Annotated in this window: 14 protein-coding genes; 8 read left to right on the top strand and 6 right to left on the bottom strand. The window is 50.0% G+C overall.

The features are described 5' to 3' along the window. Position 1 precedes the first annotated feature (1 nt). The 5 genes from J4650_RS20965 (at position 2) to J4650_RS20945 (ending at position 5,435) form a co-directional block, all read left to right on the top strand. Complete coding sequence (locus tag J4650_RS20965) at positions 2 to 535, top strand: FlhC family transcriptional regulator (protein ID WP_024140163.1); 534 nt, start codon at positions 2 to 4, stop codon at positions 533 to 535. A 96-nt stretch (positions 536 to 631) separates the two neighbouring features. Beyond that, positions 632 to 3,391: a conjugal transfer mating pair stabilization protein TraN gene (gene traN / locus J4650_RS20960; RefSeq protein ID WP_080164351.1), complete on the top strand. Its 2,760-nt coding sequence runs from the start codon at positions 632 to 634 to the stop codon at positions 3,389 to 3,391. A gap of 150 nt (positions 3,392 to 3,541) precedes the next feature. Continuing rightward, positions 3,542 to 3,769: a helix-turn-helix domain-containing protein gene (locus tag J4650_RS20955; protein WP_001187968.1), complete on the top strand. Its 228-nt coding sequence runs from the start codon at positions 3,542 to 3,544 to the stop codon at positions 3,767 to 3,769. After that, a complete protein-coding gene (locus J4650_RS20950; RefSeq protein WP_000802150.1) occupies positions 3,756 to 4,709 on the top strand; it encodes a replication protein RepA in 954 nt (317 codons plus the stop codon). Before J4650_RS20955 ends, J4650_RS20950 begins: the two co-directional genes overlap by 14 nt. A gap of 357 nt (positions 4,710 to 5,066) precedes the next feature. Next, entirely contained in the window at positions 5,067 to 5,435 is a 369-nt protein-coding gene (locus J4650_RS20945; RefSeq protein ID WP_000215270.1) for a helix-turn-helix domain-containing protein, read from the top strand. Here J4650_RS20945 and J4650_RS20940 read toward each other — a convergent pair. From J4650_RS20940 to rpmH, 6 genes are all read right to left on the bottom strand, one after another. Further along, positions 5,432 to 6,649, bottom strand: coding sequence for a site-specific integrase (locus J4650_RS20940; RefSeq protein ID WP_000868887.1), 1,218 nt, complete (start codon positions 6,647 to 6,649; stop codon positions 5,432 to 5,434). The two genes, J4650_RS20945 and J4650_RS20940, sit on opposite strands and share 4 nt — an antisense overlap. A gap of 203 nt (positions 6,650 to 6,852) precedes the next feature. Beyond that, positions 6,853 to 8,217 (bottom strand): tRNA uridine-5-carboxymethylaminomethyl(34) synthesis GTPase MnmE, encoded by a 1,365-nt coding sequence (mnmE, locus tag J4650_RS20935; RefSeq protein WP_000019081.1) that lies wholly within the window; start codon positions 8,215 to 8,217, stop codon positions 6,853 to 6,855. 141 nt (positions 8,218 to 8,358) lie between these two features. Next, positions 8,359 to 10,005 carry a membrane protein insertase YidC gene (gene yidC / locus J4650_RS20930; protein ID WP_000378277.1) on the bottom strand — a complete coding sequence of 549 codons (1,647 nt, stop codon included), beginning with the start codon at positions 10,003 to 10,005 and terminating at the stop codon, positions 8,359 to 8,361. A 2-nt stretch (positions 10,006 to 10,007) separates the two neighbouring features. Continuing rightward, positions 10,008 to 10,265 (bottom strand): membrane protein insertion efficiency factor YidD, encoded by a 258-nt coding sequence (yidD, locus tag J4650_RS20925; RefSeq protein ID WP_001307474.1) that lies wholly within the window; start codon positions 10,263 to 10,265, stop codon positions 10,008 to 10,010. After that, complete coding sequence (gene rnpA / locus J4650_RS20920; RefSeq protein WP_000239725.1) at positions 10,229 to 10,588, bottom strand: ribonuclease P protein component; 360 nt, start codon at positions 10,586 to 10,588, stop codon at positions 10,229 to 10,231. Before rnpA ends, yidD begins: the two co-directional genes overlap by 37 nt. Positions 10,589 to 10,604: 16 nt before the next feature. Continuing rightward, positions 10,605 to 10,745, bottom strand: a complete 141-nt coding sequence (rpmH, locus tag J4650_RS20915; RefSeq protein WP_000831330.1) for a 50S ribosomal protein L34 — start codon at positions 10,743 to 10,745, stop codon at positions 10,605 to 10,607. A gap of 660 nt (positions 10,746 to 11,405) precedes the next feature. Between rpmH and dnaA the strand changes: the two genes are divergently transcribed. From dnaA to recF, 3 genes are all read left to right on the top strand, one after another. Beyond that, positions 11,406 to 12,806 carry a chromosomal replication initiator protein DnaA gene (gene dnaA, locus J4650_RS20910; protein WP_000059093.1) on the top strand — a complete coding sequence of 467 codons (1,401 nt, stop codon included), beginning with the start codon at positions 11,406 to 11,408 and terminating at the stop codon, positions 12,804 to 12,806. Between the two features lie 4 nt (positions 12,807 to 12,810). Continuing rightward, positions 12,811 to 13,911, top strand: coding sequence for a DNA polymerase III subunit beta (gene dnaN / locus J4650_RS20905; protein WP_000673474.1), 1,101 nt, complete (start codon positions 12,811 to 12,813; stop codon positions 13,909 to 13,911). A 147-nt stretch (positions 13,912 to 14,058) separates the two neighbouring features. Next, positions 14,059 to 15,132 (top strand): DNA replication/repair protein RecF, encoded by a 1,074-nt coding sequence (gene recF, locus J4650_RS20900; RefSeq protein ID WP_023993769.1) that lies wholly within the window; start codon positions 14,059 to 14,061, stop codon positions 15,130 to 15,132. The last annotated feature ends 22 nt before the right edge of the window (positions 15,133 to 15,154 follow it).

Here is a 15,154-nt window from a genome sequence, read left to right as displayed (position 1 = left end):
CATGAGTGAATGTTTTACATCTGGTTCGTTATCTCGCTGGGTAAAAGCAAGGCACATGGCATTGGCGGGTTATATCACAAAGATAATTATCCTAGAGACTGGTTTGACTTATAAGCAAGTTCGCAGGCTGTACGCTGAGCTTGAATATTGCGGATATGATGTGAAGGATAAGAAATCCAGGACATTCCGTGGTGGAGCGACGCTGATCCACAGTCAGACATCTAAAATTCAAGCATCGCTTTTAATGCAGCTCTATTCAAATCTTGGAGGGGAAAAAGTTAAGCGTTCTGTAGATATTAGCGCTCTGAATAAAGCGTTTAGGATGTATCACGCTATCCGTAAAGAAGTACCAGGTATGAAAGGAGGAAAATGGGAGCCCTTCGACATTACAGATGCCTGGTGTCTTGCCTCTGAAATGCGCAATGGAGAAGCAATGATAGAGCATTGCGAGCAATGCCAATGCACTTTTTTTACGTCAATTAATCAGCGAACATGTGTTGAATGCCCATTCTGCCGGGTCTCAAAAGCTGCCTGAATACATCCGCGTATGCCGCAAAAGGGCAAATAGCGATGCTAATTTTTATGAGAGAGCGACATAGCATTATCCAAACTAAAAAGCTGGAGAAATGCTATGTCCACTATGCCGCCCATCATGACGAGGTTTGTTGCCTCGCTCCTATGTTTAACCATCTCAGTTCTTCCGATACATTCTTATGCGGGTAATCAGGAACCTAACATCGGAGCTGTTGGTCGTGATGCCAAACAATTTGGTTTATCTATTGCGAACGGAGTTAAGCAAAACTCTGCTCAGGTTCAAGATGGTAAAATTTCTCTACCAGTCGGTAATGGTCAATCAACATCCATAAACATAAATGAACTGTTTCCTGGAGTTCAACCTGGTCAAAATACCGCAGAGTATTTCCCTGATGCAGCATCTCCAGAGGAGCTAGAACAGATATTTAGTGATGCTGATGCTATGGATCAGTTTGGTAATGAGGCAAAAGCCAATTTATTCCAAGACGCCAACAGCTCCAATCCCTCAATATCAGGTTCTGCATATCAAGTTCTCATGGATGCGGCCAATCGCTCACGCCCTGATTTCAGTAATGACCCGGTATTGAATCTAAGCAAAAAGACCTATGAGGATATGGACCTCATCGCAGGTGGCTTTGGGGATTGTTCTGCCGAAACAACCATTAATCAGAATACTATCAACACCCACATTCCAGAGTATGAACGGTGTCAGCGTGTTGTAGATCAAAGCGCGGACTGTGAGGTTGTCCATGACTACGATGCCTCTGTGGTGAAGCACTATGATGGCCCATACAACCTCAAGTCCTGTGGTGACGGATGCACGGAGCTCTGGATTGGTAAGGTTGGGGACGATTACTGGGCTGGTAACTGTAAAATCTATGAAGAGTACACAAGAGTCCAGGTTAGTAACCCGGATGCTATCGTTTCCGCAACACTTGAATATGTTAAGTGGGATGATTACATGCAAGTGTGGGTCGGTAAGTCCGGCCAAGAAACTAAAGTGTGGTCTGGCCCAGATGGCAACTTCCCTCCAGAAACAGCCGGTAGATGTGAGCTCTCCACGAGTTGGGAGCGAAACCCTAATGTTGATGTCACTCCCTATTTTAAGAACGTGAAAGATGGTGATGTTGTTACATTCAAGATCCGTGTTTCAGTAACTGGTGAAGGTGAGGGTTTTGGCCGCATAAAACTCCGCTATGACCCATCGAAAGCCATTACCAAGGATGAGTGGGCTCCACAGAGCTGCATGGATTCAGCCAAAGGGGTTGTAGATGGTTTTGCCGAAGGCGAGATAACATGTATAGATGACCCGACTGATGCTACGGGCTGCACAGTCATCAACGGGGTCAAAGTTTGCGAATCCCAACTGAAACCGTCACCTTTCCCTGGCATTCCAAAGCTGTGCAAAAAGGTTCGAGTTAAAGCCGACTATGACTTTTATAAGGGGCAAATGGACTGCTGGACAGATCCTCAAGGTGAAACACACTGCCCTGTAAATACTGGTGGAAATCTCAACAGTTGCCAGATGTATGAGGATAATCCTCAGTGTGGATTTATTAGTTCTGAATGTATTGATGGAGCAGAGGGTTCCTCGGGTAAGTGTTATGTGTTTAAAGATACCTACGACTGCGGAACGGACATATCAATACCTACTTTAGAGAAAGAAACGACGTATCAATGTGGTGGACCCATTAGGTGTATGGGGGATGATTGTCTCGATATAACAAAGTCACAAAGCACTGATTTCGCTCGTGCATCTGCATTGTTGAATGCAGCTCAGTTCATGACTCAGGATATGAGTTGTACTGGTCAAAATTATGATGATAACCCCACTGGTGAAGAAAATGTGATGTGTTCAGCTTTTGCCGGTGAGGCTGGGGAATGCAAGATTGCTGTGGGTGGTGTCTCAGATTGTTGTGAAAAGCCGACGAATATTTCGTTTGCTGATTATCTCAATTTGATTATGGCCGTGCCTAAGCTAGACGGTGCCGTTATGGGACTCTCTGATGGCAGTGCCGTGAAAGGAGCATACCAAGTATTAAGAGACCCCGTAATGTCTGGCTGGACCGAAATAACACAGCCTTTTGCAAGTTATATAGAAAATATTAGTGGAGCGGTTGATAGTTTTCTCCAGCCTGTTCAACAGTTTGCCCAGGAGACTATTGGCGCATTAAAGGAGCAAATTACCAAGCTGACTTCTGAAGCTCTAGGAAATGCTTCTGCGACGGGAGCCGCTGGCGTACCTGCTGGGGCTCCTGAATCAATGACTGAACAAATCCTCGGCCAACAAGGTGCCGCCATGCTAAGCACCGTTATGACTGTTTACACAGTCTATGTAGTGTCGATGGTCATGATCCAAATGATTTGGAAGTGCGAGGAAAAGGAGTTCACCATGAATGCTAAAAGAGCACTAAATAGCTGCACATACGTTGGATCTTACTGCAAGTCCAAAGTACTGGGAGCATGTGTCGAGGAGCGAGAGTCCTATTGCTGTTTCAACTCGCCACTCTCTCGAATCATCCAAGAGCAAGTGCGGCCACAACTTGGCCTTAACTTTGGTGATGCGCGCACACCTCAATGCGGCGGAATTCCATTGGATCGAATAGCGGATATTGATTGGAGTAAGGTTAACCTAGACGAGTGGTTGGGTATACTTCAGCAAAATGGAAAACTTCCTGATCCCGCATCGTTAAACTTGGATGCTTTAACGGGAGCTGGAAGTGATTTTAATATTGATGGTACTCGACAAGACGCCTCAGAACGTATTATGGAGCGGCTGGAAGGGATTAATGTGGACAAAATTAGAAACGACAAAGCGCGTGAAATCTTTCCTGACTTGGATGGCAATGGTGGTTGATGTTTATCAATGAGAAACTTTCACATGTGAAAGTTTTTGTGTCGGAATAAATCGCCTAGGTGCCCAAATAGGGCACTTCCAGAGGCCATGTTTACGGGGGTTCACCCTCAAAATTTCTCCAGTAAATCAATGATGATGCTGGAGAAATTTATGCAGCAAACTTTAAATGAAAAAGATTACAGTCACCTGCAGATGATCTCTGTGTATGAGGTGACTGCCCTACTTAAAATCTCTGTGCCAACGCTTCAACGAATCCGCACAAACGACCCTTCATTTCCCAAACCATATAAAATCAGTGGCGATAAAACACTAAGATACAGGTTAGATCAGTTGGAGGCATGGCTTGATTCCCGCAGGGTAAGTAATGAAGCCATTTAGCCAACTACTTGCTCAGTATCAGGCGGATATCGAAGTAGAAAATAGTGATAAATCACAAGGCTTGAGTCGGGCTGAGTCTGAATTAATAGATGCCTCAGTAAGGATTAAATCAGATCCACCCTCGCCCAATGATTTCACTTTTATGCACTCAATCATGTGCCAAGTCGGTTTGCCTCGTTCAAGAGTAAATGGATCTGAGTTTGAGAGGCGTTGTGGTGCTGCTGGTCTATACATCCGAGCGGGTAAAATTTGGGATGGTAAGCAGTTTCTCCAACAGCCTGTTCCGTATGGTCCCATGCCAAGGCTTGTAATGGCATATCTGAATACTCAAGCGTTGCGTTCAAAATCACCCGAGATTGATGTCGGCAATAGCGCCAGTGCTTTCCTCAAACAACTGGGCAAGGAGTCATCAGGAGGAAAAAATGGGAGCTATACAAACTTCCGTAAACAGCTTTTGGCGTTATCTGCTTGTAGTATTACCCTTGGTTTTAGTACCGCTGATAAAGCGTTCACTTACGATGGTAAGCCCATCCAAAAATTTGAGGCTTGGATTGGTAACAGCGACAATCAAGGTGCTTTATGGCCTGGTGTTATTACATTTTCACACGAGTATTTTACTACGCTAAGCGAACATGCTGTACCGCTTGATTTAAGGGCTCTAAATCAGCTTAATAGCAGTGCTCTTGCGATGGATATTTATGCCATGCTTTCGGATCGTTTACATCGAATTAGCGGTAGGCCTGTCGTATTGTACTGGCGTAATTTGCGCGAGCAGTTTGGTCAAGAATATACCGGAGACGACGCTGACAGGAACTTTAAGAAGGTATTCCTTCCTGCTCTAAAGAGAGTCCTTACTGTTTATCCGGATGCAAAAGTTAAGAAAGTGACTGGCGGAATTCTGATGATGTCCAGCCCCCCACCGATTCCATACCGTAATTGACTTAATAACCGGCCAATGTGCCGGTTTTTTTATGTTATTGTTTTGCAAAGTTGTGGAAAACACTGTTGGTTTTGGATTTTATCCACGCATAATCGCCCCCCCCTTTTTACGCATAATTACCCCCCTGACTACTGACGAGCTGCGCATAATCACCCCCACTTTGCACGCATAATTTCCCCCCCCCTAAACCTATAGGTATTGCCTTTAAAAAAATCCTATAAAGATACCTATAGTTGAACCATGTTCAGGCGTTAATAACTTTGTTCGCGCCCTAAAAGGGCAGATCCAGAGCCGAGGATTGGTAGCTGTCTCTCATAAACTAGGTCTATCAATAACTGGTGTGTAACGGGTAGGCTGATGACTGTAGACGTGAATGAAACCTTGAATGCCTTGAGAAGCGAAATTGCAGAAATGAAGCAATTACTGGCTCAGGTCGTTGAAAATACGGTGAGTGACGGCAGCAAATCAAACTTACCACCATCTGATAAAGAGTATCTTACCGTCGATGAGGCGGCGGCATACGTTGGAGCAAAACGCTCATACATCTACCGCCTGACGCATGAAAAGCGCTTATCGTTTACTAAGCCGGGTGGTAATCGGGTGCTAATTAAGCGCTCAGACCTTCAAGCATGGTTGGAAAAGAACAGAGTGAAGTCTGCTCATGAACTTCACCAAGACGTTACAAATTACATCACGAGTTTTCCTCGCGGCCGTAGGGCATCTTAAAGTGTTTTATTCAATACGGACTTTCCGCAGTGAGGACAGCAAGTTCCAGATTCTTGTACTTTATCTTCAAAAATATCTGGAAAGCCTCTCATTGCTGTTACCCGGCGACTTTCAAGGATATCAGCATAAATTTCCGTTGTTCTCAATTCTGAGTGTCCAAGAAGGCGAGAGAGAGAATAGATATCAACCCCACGGTTAAGCTGGGCCACAGCAAATGTATGTCTGCCTACGTGGAAAGTAACATGTTTTTGAACGCCTGCTAGCATTGCCCAGTGTAGCAAAGCAACGTTGGTGTAACTGCTATATTTTAACCCTTTAAATACTCGCTCCGCTTTATCTTGGCGCTCTCCCATAAGCTTGACGGCTGAGTCTGGTAGATCCAGGTAGACTAAGCTGTTTCCGGCATTCAGTAATTTAGCTTGTTTGAAAATAATTCTGTAGTGTCCATCCTGAAACTCTTCTATTTCTTTCCAAGTAAGCTTCTGAATATCGCTCCATCTCAAGCCAGTTGTGCAACTAAAAAGAAATGCTCGTTTAAGTACGTCATAGCGACATTCCGCTTTTGTCATAGCTCGAACTTCATCCAGAGTGAGGTAGGTTCGCTGGGTATTTTCTGCTTTGACACTTTTTACTCGCTGGACTGGGTTATCCCTGATGATGCCTTCCCGGAACGCTTCATTTAGTGCGGCTCTGACTTTGTTGAAGTAACTAGAGGCTGTGTTTTTCGCAAGTTTTGATTGCGATTTCGTTAGTGGTTCCTCTAAAAGGTATTTCCTAAACCCTTCTAGGAATTTTTTATCAATTTCTTCAAAAGTGAGCTCTGCTCTTCCGTGATAGCTCCGAAGATGTTTACCTGCTGAGATCCAAATAGAATAGTTTGAAGAGCTTCCAGACTCTTTACTGGCAGTTAACTTGTCGTAGTAATCGTAAAAGCTCGAAGCAAGTTTTACTCTGTCTTCCAGTTGGAACTTATTACTGTGAGATTCAACGAGCCTTGCTGACCGCGCAGCCTCAGCCTGACGCAACATTTCTTTATTGTGCTGACGCTCTGCTTGTGTCTTTGGGTTCTCGTAGAGATAGAGTTCTAAAGGTTCGTAGTCGCGCTTTGCTCGTTTTTTGCCATCCTCACCTTCAACAACTCCGTAATAGTACACTAGCCTAAGTTGCTGGAGCCCCTTCGAGTTAGGGTTACGCTTGTTTACTGATACCTTCATAATTGCTCCGCTTTGCTCCCGTTACTCCAAAATTTTAACTCGGGAGCAAATGTGGATCAATAATTAGCAAAACGGAGCAAAATCGTGAGAAGGGAAGTAAAACCTAACCATAAGAGAACTTCCTAAAATTGCCATAAATAACAATTGGTTGTTTTGATATGTTTTGAAAGGTTTTACTTCGTTTTTAATTTAATTTAGGAGATTTACTTCCCGATACAGAAGCTGGAGAAAATCCGTCCCAGCAGGTCGTCGGAGGTAAACTCGCCGGTAATCTCGCTTAAGCTTTGCTGCGCCAGGCGCAACTCTTCCGCCAGCAGTTCCCCCGCCCATGCGCCTAATAGCTGCGCTTTGCCCTGCTCAAGGTGTTCAGCGGCTTCCGCCAGCGCCTGTAGGTGACGGCGACGGGCCAGGAAGCCGCCTTCCATATTGGTATCAAACCCCATGCTTTGCTTGAGGTGGTTACGCAACACGTCGACGCCTTCGCCGGTACGCGCTGAGAGGCGAACCAGTGAGTGACCGTTTACTTCACTAATACCCAACGTTTCGCCGGTGATATCCGCCTTGTTACGTACCACGGTAATCGGTAGATTTTTGGGCAGACGGGCGATAAAGTCCGGCCAGATGTCGGCAGGGTCAACGGCGTCCGTCGTGGTGCCATCCACCATAAACAGCACGCGATCGGCCTGTTCAATCTCCTGCCAGGCGCGTTCGATGCCGATACGCTCAACTTCGTCGCTGGCGTCGCGCAGTCCGGCGGTATCGATGATATGCAGCGGCATCCCGTCGATGTGAATATGCTCGCGCAACACGTCGCGCGTGGTACCGGCGATATCGGTGACAATGGCCGCTTCACGGCCTGCCAGCGCATTCAGCAGGCTGGATTTCCCGGCATTCGGGCGTCCGGCAATCACTACCTTCATCCCTTCGCGCAGCAGGCTGCCCTGGCGCGCTTCGGTGCGCACGGCGTCAAGATCGGCGATGACGCCATTGAGCTGCGCTTCAATTTTGCCGTCAGAGAGAAAGTCGATCTCCTCATCCGGAAAATCGATAGCCGCTTCGACGTAGATTCGCAGGTGAGTAAGTGCTTCCACAAGGTGGTTAACGCGGGCGGAAAATGCCCCCTGTAACGAGTTTAGCGCCGAACGCGCCGCCTGTTCGGAACTGGCATCGATCAGGTCGGCAATGGCTTCTGCCTGGGCTAAATCGAGCTTATCGTTGAGGAACGCTCGCTCGGAGAACTCGCCCGGTCGGGCAATGCGCACGCCTGGAAGCGTCAGGATACGTTTTAATAGCAAGTCCAGGATCACCGGACCGCCGTGCCCTTGTAGCTCCAGCACATCTTCACCGGTGAAGGAGTTCGGGCCGGGGAACCACAGCGCAATACCCTGGTCCAGCGCGCTGCCGTCAACGTCTTTAAACGGCAGGTAGTCGGCATAGCGCGGCTTCGGCAGCTTGCCCAGCACCTCTTGCGCAACGTCGCGCGCTTTCAGACCAGAGATACGCAGGATACCCACGCCACCGCGTCCCGGTGGGGTTGCCTGGGCGACGATAGTGTCGTTATGGCTCATGGTTAGTCTCAACTTTGTTGCAATAAAAAAAGGCGGTCATATGACCGCCTTTTGATTGTAGGCCTGATAAGCGTTAGCGCCATCAGGCTGACCGGCGCGCCTTGCCGGATGGCGGCTTCGCCTTATCCGGCCTACACCGAATCAGGATTTTTTCTTCTCGCGGCTATGCAGGCCACGCTTCTCCAGACCACGGTAAATCAGCTGCTGCTGAATGATGGTGACCAGGTTGCTGACGATATAGTACAACACCAGACCTGACGGGAACCACAGGAAGAACACCGTAAAGATGACCGGCATAAAGGTCATGATCTTCTGCTGCATCGGGTCGGTCACGGTGGTCGGCGACATCTTCTGAATGAAGAACATCGTTACGCCCATCAGGATCGGCAGAATGTAGTACGGGTCCTGTGCGGACAGGTCATGAATCCACAGAGCGAACGGCGCATGACGCAGTTCAATGGAACCCATCAGCATGTAGTACAACGCCAGGAAGATAGGCATCTGGATGATCAGCGGGAAGCAGCCGCCCAGCGGGTTAACCTTCTCCGCTTTGTACAGGGCCATCATCTCCTGGCTTTGGCGCTGTTTATCATCGCCAAGACGTTCGCGCATCGCCTGAATTTTCGGCTGCAGCATACGCATCTTCGCCATTGACGTGTACTGCGCTTTGGTCAGCGGGTACATGATACCGCGAACGATAAAGGTAATGATGATAATGGAGAAGCCCCAGTTGCCCACAAAGCTGTGGATCCACTTCAGCAACTTGAACAGCGGCTGAGAGATGAACCACAACCAGCCGTAGTCCACGGTCAAATCCAGGTGCGGTGCAACAGCCGCCATTTTATCCTGAATTTCCGGGCCGACCCACAGGGTGCTGGTCATCGCGCCAGTCTGGCCTGGCTGTACCAGTACCGGCTGCGCTTTATAGCCGATAGCGACAATGCCGTTGCCCAGATTGGCGGTGTAGAAATTGTTGGTGCCGTCGTTACGCGGAATCCATGCGGTAGCGAAATACTGCTGCAACATTGCCACCCAACCGCCTTTGGAGCTGACGTTGAGGTTTTCGTTATCGGCAATGGTGTCGAATTTGTATTTCTCATACTTCTCATCCGGCGTGGAGTACGCTGCGCCGCGGAACGTATGCAGCGCAAAGTTGCTGCTGCCGGTGTCGCGATGAGGAGGCAGGTTGACGGATTGTTTTAACTGACCAAAGGTGGAGACTTCCAGCGGTTTTTCGCCGGCGTTCTGCACGCTATAGTTCACGTTAACCGCATAATCGCCACGCTTAAAGACAAACGTTTTGGTAAACGTGTTGCCTGCGGCGTCAGTATAAGTCATCGGAACCTGCAGTTCGTTCTGACCGTCGGCCAGTACAAACGCATCTTTCTCGACGTTGTACAGCGGACGCGGGCCGTTCGCCGGGTTATCCGGGCCGTCGCGGCCTGTCAGGCCGCTTTGCGCCTGATAGATAAACTGCGGGGTGGTTTCCAGCAGCTGGAACGGTTCGTTGGAACCCAGTTCTTTCGGGTAAGCCGGGAGCAAGGCCTGCTCGACATCACCACCACGGGTGTTGATAGTCAAATCAAGCACATCGGTTTTCACCGTAATCATTTTCCCCTGGCCACTGGCTGGTACGCCCTGGTCGGCGGCGCTACCCGCTGCGGTGGTCGTTGTCTGCGTGGTCTGTTGAGTCTGAGGTTGCGGATTTTTATCCTGCTCCCAGGCTTGCCAGATCATGAAAGACACGAACAGCAAAGCGATGACTAAAAGATTGCGTTGCGAATCCATCGTTAGTGTTCTCTGGTATCAAATGGTCCGGGCGGGACGGGATCGTCACCACCAGGGTGTAAAGGGTGGCATTTTAATACGCGTTTCACCGTCAACCAACTGCCTTTTATCACTCCAAACCTGCGCAATGCCTCAATTCCGTAGCTTGAGCACGTTGGCGTGAAACGACAATGCGGCCCAAGCAGCGGACTGATCAGGCGTTGATAGACCCGAATAAGGGCTATCAGGACCCGCGAGCCAGGCGACAGTGGCGGCGCCATAATTTTTCCAACGCTTCCGAGAGAGCACGGTTATCGAGGTCGGCAACCCCTTTTTTCGCCACCACCACGAAATCCATTGCAGGAAGTTCATGCTGGCGCAGACGGAAGCTTTCACGCGTCAGACGTTTAATCCGGTTGCGTTCATGCGCACGTCGAACATTTTTCTTGGCGACGGTAAGACCGATACGGGGATGCCCCAGCGAATTCAGGCGGCCGAGGATGGTGATTTGCGGCGTGCCAGCCCGTTGAGGTTGCTGGAAGACGAATGTGAAATGAGCGGGAGTTAACAAACGTAACTCCCTGGGAAATGCGAGCTTAACCACTCAGGGGTTAGCTTTATTACTTGGAAACGGTCAGACGAGCGCGGCCTTTAGCACGACGACGTGCCAGAACCTGACGACCATTTTTAGTAGCCATACGAGCACGGAAGCCGTGAGAACGGTTGCGCTTCAGTACAGACGGTTGAAAAGTGCGTTTCATGGCGATTTCTACCTAAACTTGAATAAATTCACTGACTTTTGCGTATACCCGAACAAACTTTGAACGACTTACGCCACAGTGTGGGTGATTAAAGAGGCCGGATTGTAATAATTGTACACTCCGGAGTCAATTCTCTTTCCTTATTTTCCCGCGATTTTCCACGCCTTTTTGTGCGGAAAATAAGCAGCGTTGACGCCATATGACGGGCATTGCGCGACGGGTGGAGAATTATACGGACTGCCAGGTAAAGCGCAAGGATCGCCCTGGATCTTTATGCGATCTTTTAGGCGTCTGCTCACCTTTACCTATTAATTTTTTCAATATGCGCGCGAAAGCGTACAGGAGTTCCCCAGGATCGATTACACTTATCCTTTCCTGGAAAGTCCTGTGGATAAATCGGGAAGAATCTGTGAGAAACAGAAGATCTCTTGCTCAGTTTAGGCTATGATCCGCGGTCCTGATCGTTTCAAACGATCCTGGTCAGGCATGAACACGAAATCTTTCAGACTGCGTGAAGTCGCGATCGTTTGAAAGATCCGTGAAAACCGCAGACAGCGGTTCGTGCGTCACCCTTCATGCAGGGTCTTATCGACGTGCGCCAACAATCATTAATGTATCAGCCTTTGTCATTTATCGACTTTTGTTCGAGTGGAGTCCGCCGTGTCACTTTCGCTTTGGCAGCAGTGTCTTGCCCGATTGCAGGATGAGTTACCAGCCACAGAATTCAGTATGTGGATACGCCCGTTGCAGGCGGAACTGAGCGATAACACGCTGGCTTTGTATGCGCCAAACCGTTTTGTGCTCGATTGGGTAAGAGATAAGTACCTCAACAATATCAATGGATTACTCAACACATTCTGCGGCGCGGATGCCCCACAACTGCGTTTTGAAGTGGGAACAAAGCCCGTTACGCAAACGCTAAAAACGCCTGTGCATAACGTTGTCGCGCCTGCGCAGACAACAACGGCGCAGCCGCAGCGCGTAGCGCCTGCGGCCCGTTCGGGCTGGGATAACGTACCAGCGCCGGCGGAGCCGACCTACCGCTCCAACGTCAATGTTAAGCATACATTTGATAACTTCGTCGAAGGTAAATCCAACCAACTGGCGCGCGCGGCGGCACGTCAGGTGGCGGATAATCCTGGCGGCGCCTATAACCCGTTATTCCTCTATGGCGGCACCGGTCTGGGTAAAACTCACCTGCTGCACGCGGTGGGTAACGGCATTATGGCGCGCAAACCCAACGCGAAAGTCGTGTATATGCACTCCGAGCGCTTTGTGCAGGACATGGTAAAAGCCCTGCAAAATAACGCCATCGAAGAGTTTAAACGCTACTACCGCTCCGTTGACGCATTGCTGATCGACGATATTCAATTCTTCGCCAATAAAGAACGATCCCAGGAAGAGTTTTTCCACACCTTTAACGCTCTGCTGGAAGGCAATCAGCAGATCATTTTGACGTCGGATCGCTATCCGAAAGAGATCAACGGCGTTGAGGATCGTCTCAAGTCCCGCTTTGGTTGGGGGCTAACAGTGGCGATCGAACCGCCAGAACTGGAAACCCGCGTGGCGATCCTGATGAAAAAAGCGGACGAAAATGATATTCGTCTGCCAGGCGAGGTCGCGTTCTTTATCGCCAAGCGTCTACGCTCTAACGTACGTGAACTGGAAGGCGCGCTGAACCGGGTGATCGCCAATGCCAACTTTACCGGCCGGGCGATTACTATCGACTTTGTGCGCGAAGCGCTGCGCGATTTACTGGCGTTGCAGGAAAAACTGGTCACCATCGACAATATTCAGAAGACGGTGGCCGAGTATTACAAAATCAAAATTGCGGATCTGCTTTCTAAGCGTCGATCTCGCTCGGTAGCACGTCCGCGCCAGATGGCTATGGCGCTGGCAAAAGAGCTCACCAACCACAGTCTGCCGGAAATCGGCGATGCGTTTGGCGGGCGCGACCACACTACCGTACTTCATGCCTGTCGTAAAATTGAGCAACTGCGTGAAGAAAGCCACGATATCAAAGAAGATTTTTCGAATTTAATCAGAACATTGTCGTCGTGATCCTATGAAATTTACCGTTGAACGTGAACATTTATTAAAACCGCTTCAGCAGGTCAGCGGCCCGCTGGGCGGTCGTCCTACGCTGCCGATTCTCGGTAACCTGCTCCTCCAGGTAGCGGACGGTACGCTTTCTCTGACCGGCACCGATCTTGAAATGGAGATGGTCGCGCGCGTTACGCTTTCTCAGCCGCATGAGCCAGGCGCCACTACCGTGCCGGCGCGGAAATTCTTTGATATCTGCCGCGGCCTGCCGGAGGGCGCGGAGATTGCCGTTCAGTTGGAAGGCGATCGGATGCTGGTGCGTTCTGGCCGTAGCCGCTTCTCGCTGTCTACGCTGCCTGCCGCCGATTTCCCGAATCTTGACGACTGGCAAAGCGAAGTTGAATTTACGCTGCCGCAGGCCACGATGAAGCGCCTGATTGAAGCGACCCAGTTTTCGATGGCCCATCAGGATGTGCGCTACTACTTAAACGGTATGCTGTTTGAAACGGAAGGTAGCGAACTGCGCACTGTCGCGACCGACGGCCACCGTCTGGCGGTGTGTTCAATGCCGCTGGAAGCGTCTTTACCCAGCCACTCGGTGATTGTGCCGCGTAAAGGCGTGATTGAACTGATGCGTATGCTCGACGGCGGCGAAAACCCGCTGCGCGTGCAGATCGGCAGTAATAATATCCGCGCGCACGTCGGCGACTTTATCTTTACCTCGAAGCTGGTGGATGGTCGCTTCCCGGATTACCGTCGCGTTCTGCCGAAGAATCCGGATAAACATCTGGAAGCGGGCTGCGATATCCTCAAGCAGGCGTTTGCCCGCGCGGCAATCCTCTCGAATGAGAAATTCCGCGGCGTGCGTCTGTACGTCAGTGAGAATCAGCTCAAAATCACCGCCAATAACCCGGAACAGGAAGAAGCGGAAGAGATTCTGGACGTGAGCTACGGCGGGACGGAGATGGAAATCGGCTTTAACGTTAGCTATGTGCTGGACGTGCTCAATGCGCTGAAGTGCGAAACCGTGCGCATTATGCTGACGGATTCCGTATCCAGCGTACAGATTGAGGATGCGGCGTCACAGAGTGCTGCCTACGTTGTTATGCCAATGAGGCTGTAGAATCTGAAAAGGGGCTGGTTTACTTGCCATTTCGCCTCCCGGCAGTGCTCGAAATGCTCACGTACTTCGTGTACGCTCCGCTTTCTGCGCGCTGGCGGTAGACGAACTGGCTGCGACACACACGCCCCTGGACGAATGTACTAATATATGTCACTGACGCGCCTTTTAATCAAAGACTTCCGCAACATAGAAAATGCGGATCTCGCTTTATCCCCCGGCTTTAACTTCCTGGTTGGCGCCAACGGCAGCGGCAAAACCAGCGTGCTGGAAGCTATCTATACGCTTGGCCACGGTCGGGCGTTTCGCAGTTTGCAGCCTGGCCGCGTGATTCGTCATGAGCAGGAAGCGTTTGTTCTTCACGGGCGATTACAGGGCGAAGAGCGTGAGACGTCGATTGGCTTAACCAAAGATAAGCAGGGCGACAGCAAAGTCCGTATCGATGGTACCGACGGTCACAAGATCGCGGAGCTGGCGCATTTAATGCCGATGCAGTTGATTACGCCGGAGGGGTTTACTTTACTCAACGGCGGCCCCAAATACAGAAGAGCGTTCCTTGACTGGGGATGCTTTCACAACGAAGCCGGATTCTTCACCGCCTGGAGCAACCTGAAACGATTGCTGAAACAGCGTAATGCCGCGCTGCGCCAGGTGAGTCGTTATGAGCAATTGCGCCCGTGGGATAAAGAGTTGATCCCGTTGGCGGAACAAATTAGTACCTGGCGGGCGGAGTACAGTAGCGCTATCGCACAGGACATGGCGGATATCTGTCAGCAGTTTTTACCTGAATTTTCCCTGACGTTCTCTTTCCAGCGCGGCTGGGAGAAAGAGACAGACTATGCGGACGTGCTGGAGCGAAGCTTTGAGCGTGACCGTATGTTGACCTACACCGCGCACGGGCCGCATAAAGCGGACTTTCGCATTCGCGCCGACGGCGCGCCGGTGGAAGATACCCTGTCGCGCGGGCAGCTAAAGTTATTGATGTGCGCCTTACGTCTGGCGCAGGGCGAGTTCCTCACCCGCGAAAGCGGGCGGCGCTGCCTGTACCTGATAGATGATTTTGCCTCTGAACTTGACGATGCGCGTCGCGGACTGCTGGCCAGCCGCTTAAAAGCCACGCAATCGCAGGTCTTTGTCAGCGCAATTAGCGCTGAACACGTTATAGACATGTCGGATGAAAATTCGAAGATGTTTACCGTGGAAAAGGGTAAAATAACGGATTAACCCAAGATTAAATGAGCGAGAA

The sequence above is a fragment of the Salmonella sp. 32120201201600049SM genome (assembly GCF_017572835.1).
In the GTDB taxonomy this organism is placed as follows: domain Bacteria; phylum Pseudomonadota; class Gammaproteobacteria; order Enterobacterales; family Enterobacteriaceae; genus Salmonella; species Salmonella enterica.
Note: the sequence above shows the minus strand (reverse complement) of the source record. Positions and strands in the feature narration are given on the sequence as shown.

What these genes read in the sequence shown, in the direction of transcription:
- J4650_RS20965 (WP_024140163.1), top strand. Translation starts at nt 2, where the DNA reads ATGAGTGAATGTTTTACATCTGGTTCGTTATCTCGCTGGGTAAAAGCA.
- traN (WP_080164351.1), top strand. Translation starts at nt 632, where the DNA reads ATGTCCACTATGCCGCCCATCATGACGAGGTTTGTTGCCTCGCTCCTA.
- J4650_RS20955 (WP_001187968.1), top strand. Translation starts at nt 3,542, where the DNA reads ATGCAGCAAACTTTAAATGAAAAAGATTACAGTCACCTGCAGATGATC.
- J4650_RS20950 (WP_000802150.1), top strand. Translation starts at nt 3,756, where the DNA reads ATGAAGCCATTTAGCCAACTACTTGCTCAGTATCAGGCGGATATCGAA.
- J4650_RS20945 (WP_000215270.1), top strand. Translation starts at nt 5,067, where the DNA reads ATGACTGTAGACGTGAATGAAACCTTGAATGCCTTGAGAAGCGAAATT.
- J4650_RS20940 (WP_000868887.1), bottom strand. Translation starts at nt 6,649, where the DNA reads ATGAAGGTATCAGTAAACAAGCGTAACCCTAACTCGAAGGGGCTCCAG.
- mnmE (WP_000019081.1), bottom strand. Translation starts at nt 8,217, where the DNA reads ATGAGCCATAACGACACTATCGTCGCCCAGGCAACCCCACCGGGACGC.
- yidC (WP_000378277.1), bottom strand. Translation starts at nt 10,005, where the DNA reads ATGGATTCGCAACGCAATCTTTTAGTCATCGCTTTGCTGTTCGTGTCT.
- yidD (WP_001307474.1), bottom strand. Translation starts at nt 10,265, where the DNA reads ATGGCGCCGCCACTGTCGCCTGGCTCGCGGGTCCTGATAGCCCTTATT.
- rpmH (WP_000831330.1), bottom strand. Translation starts at nt 10,745, where the DNA reads ATGAAACGCACTTTTCAACCGTCTGTACTGAAGCGCAACCGTTCTCAC.
- dnaN (WP_000673474.1), top strand. Translation starts at nt 12,811, where the DNA reads ATGAAATTTACCGTTGAACGTGAACATTTATTAAAACCGCTTCAGCAG.
- recF (WP_023993769.1), top strand. Translation starts at nt 14,059, where the DNA reads ATGTCACTGACGCGCCTTTTAATCAAAGACTTCCGCAACATAGAAAAT.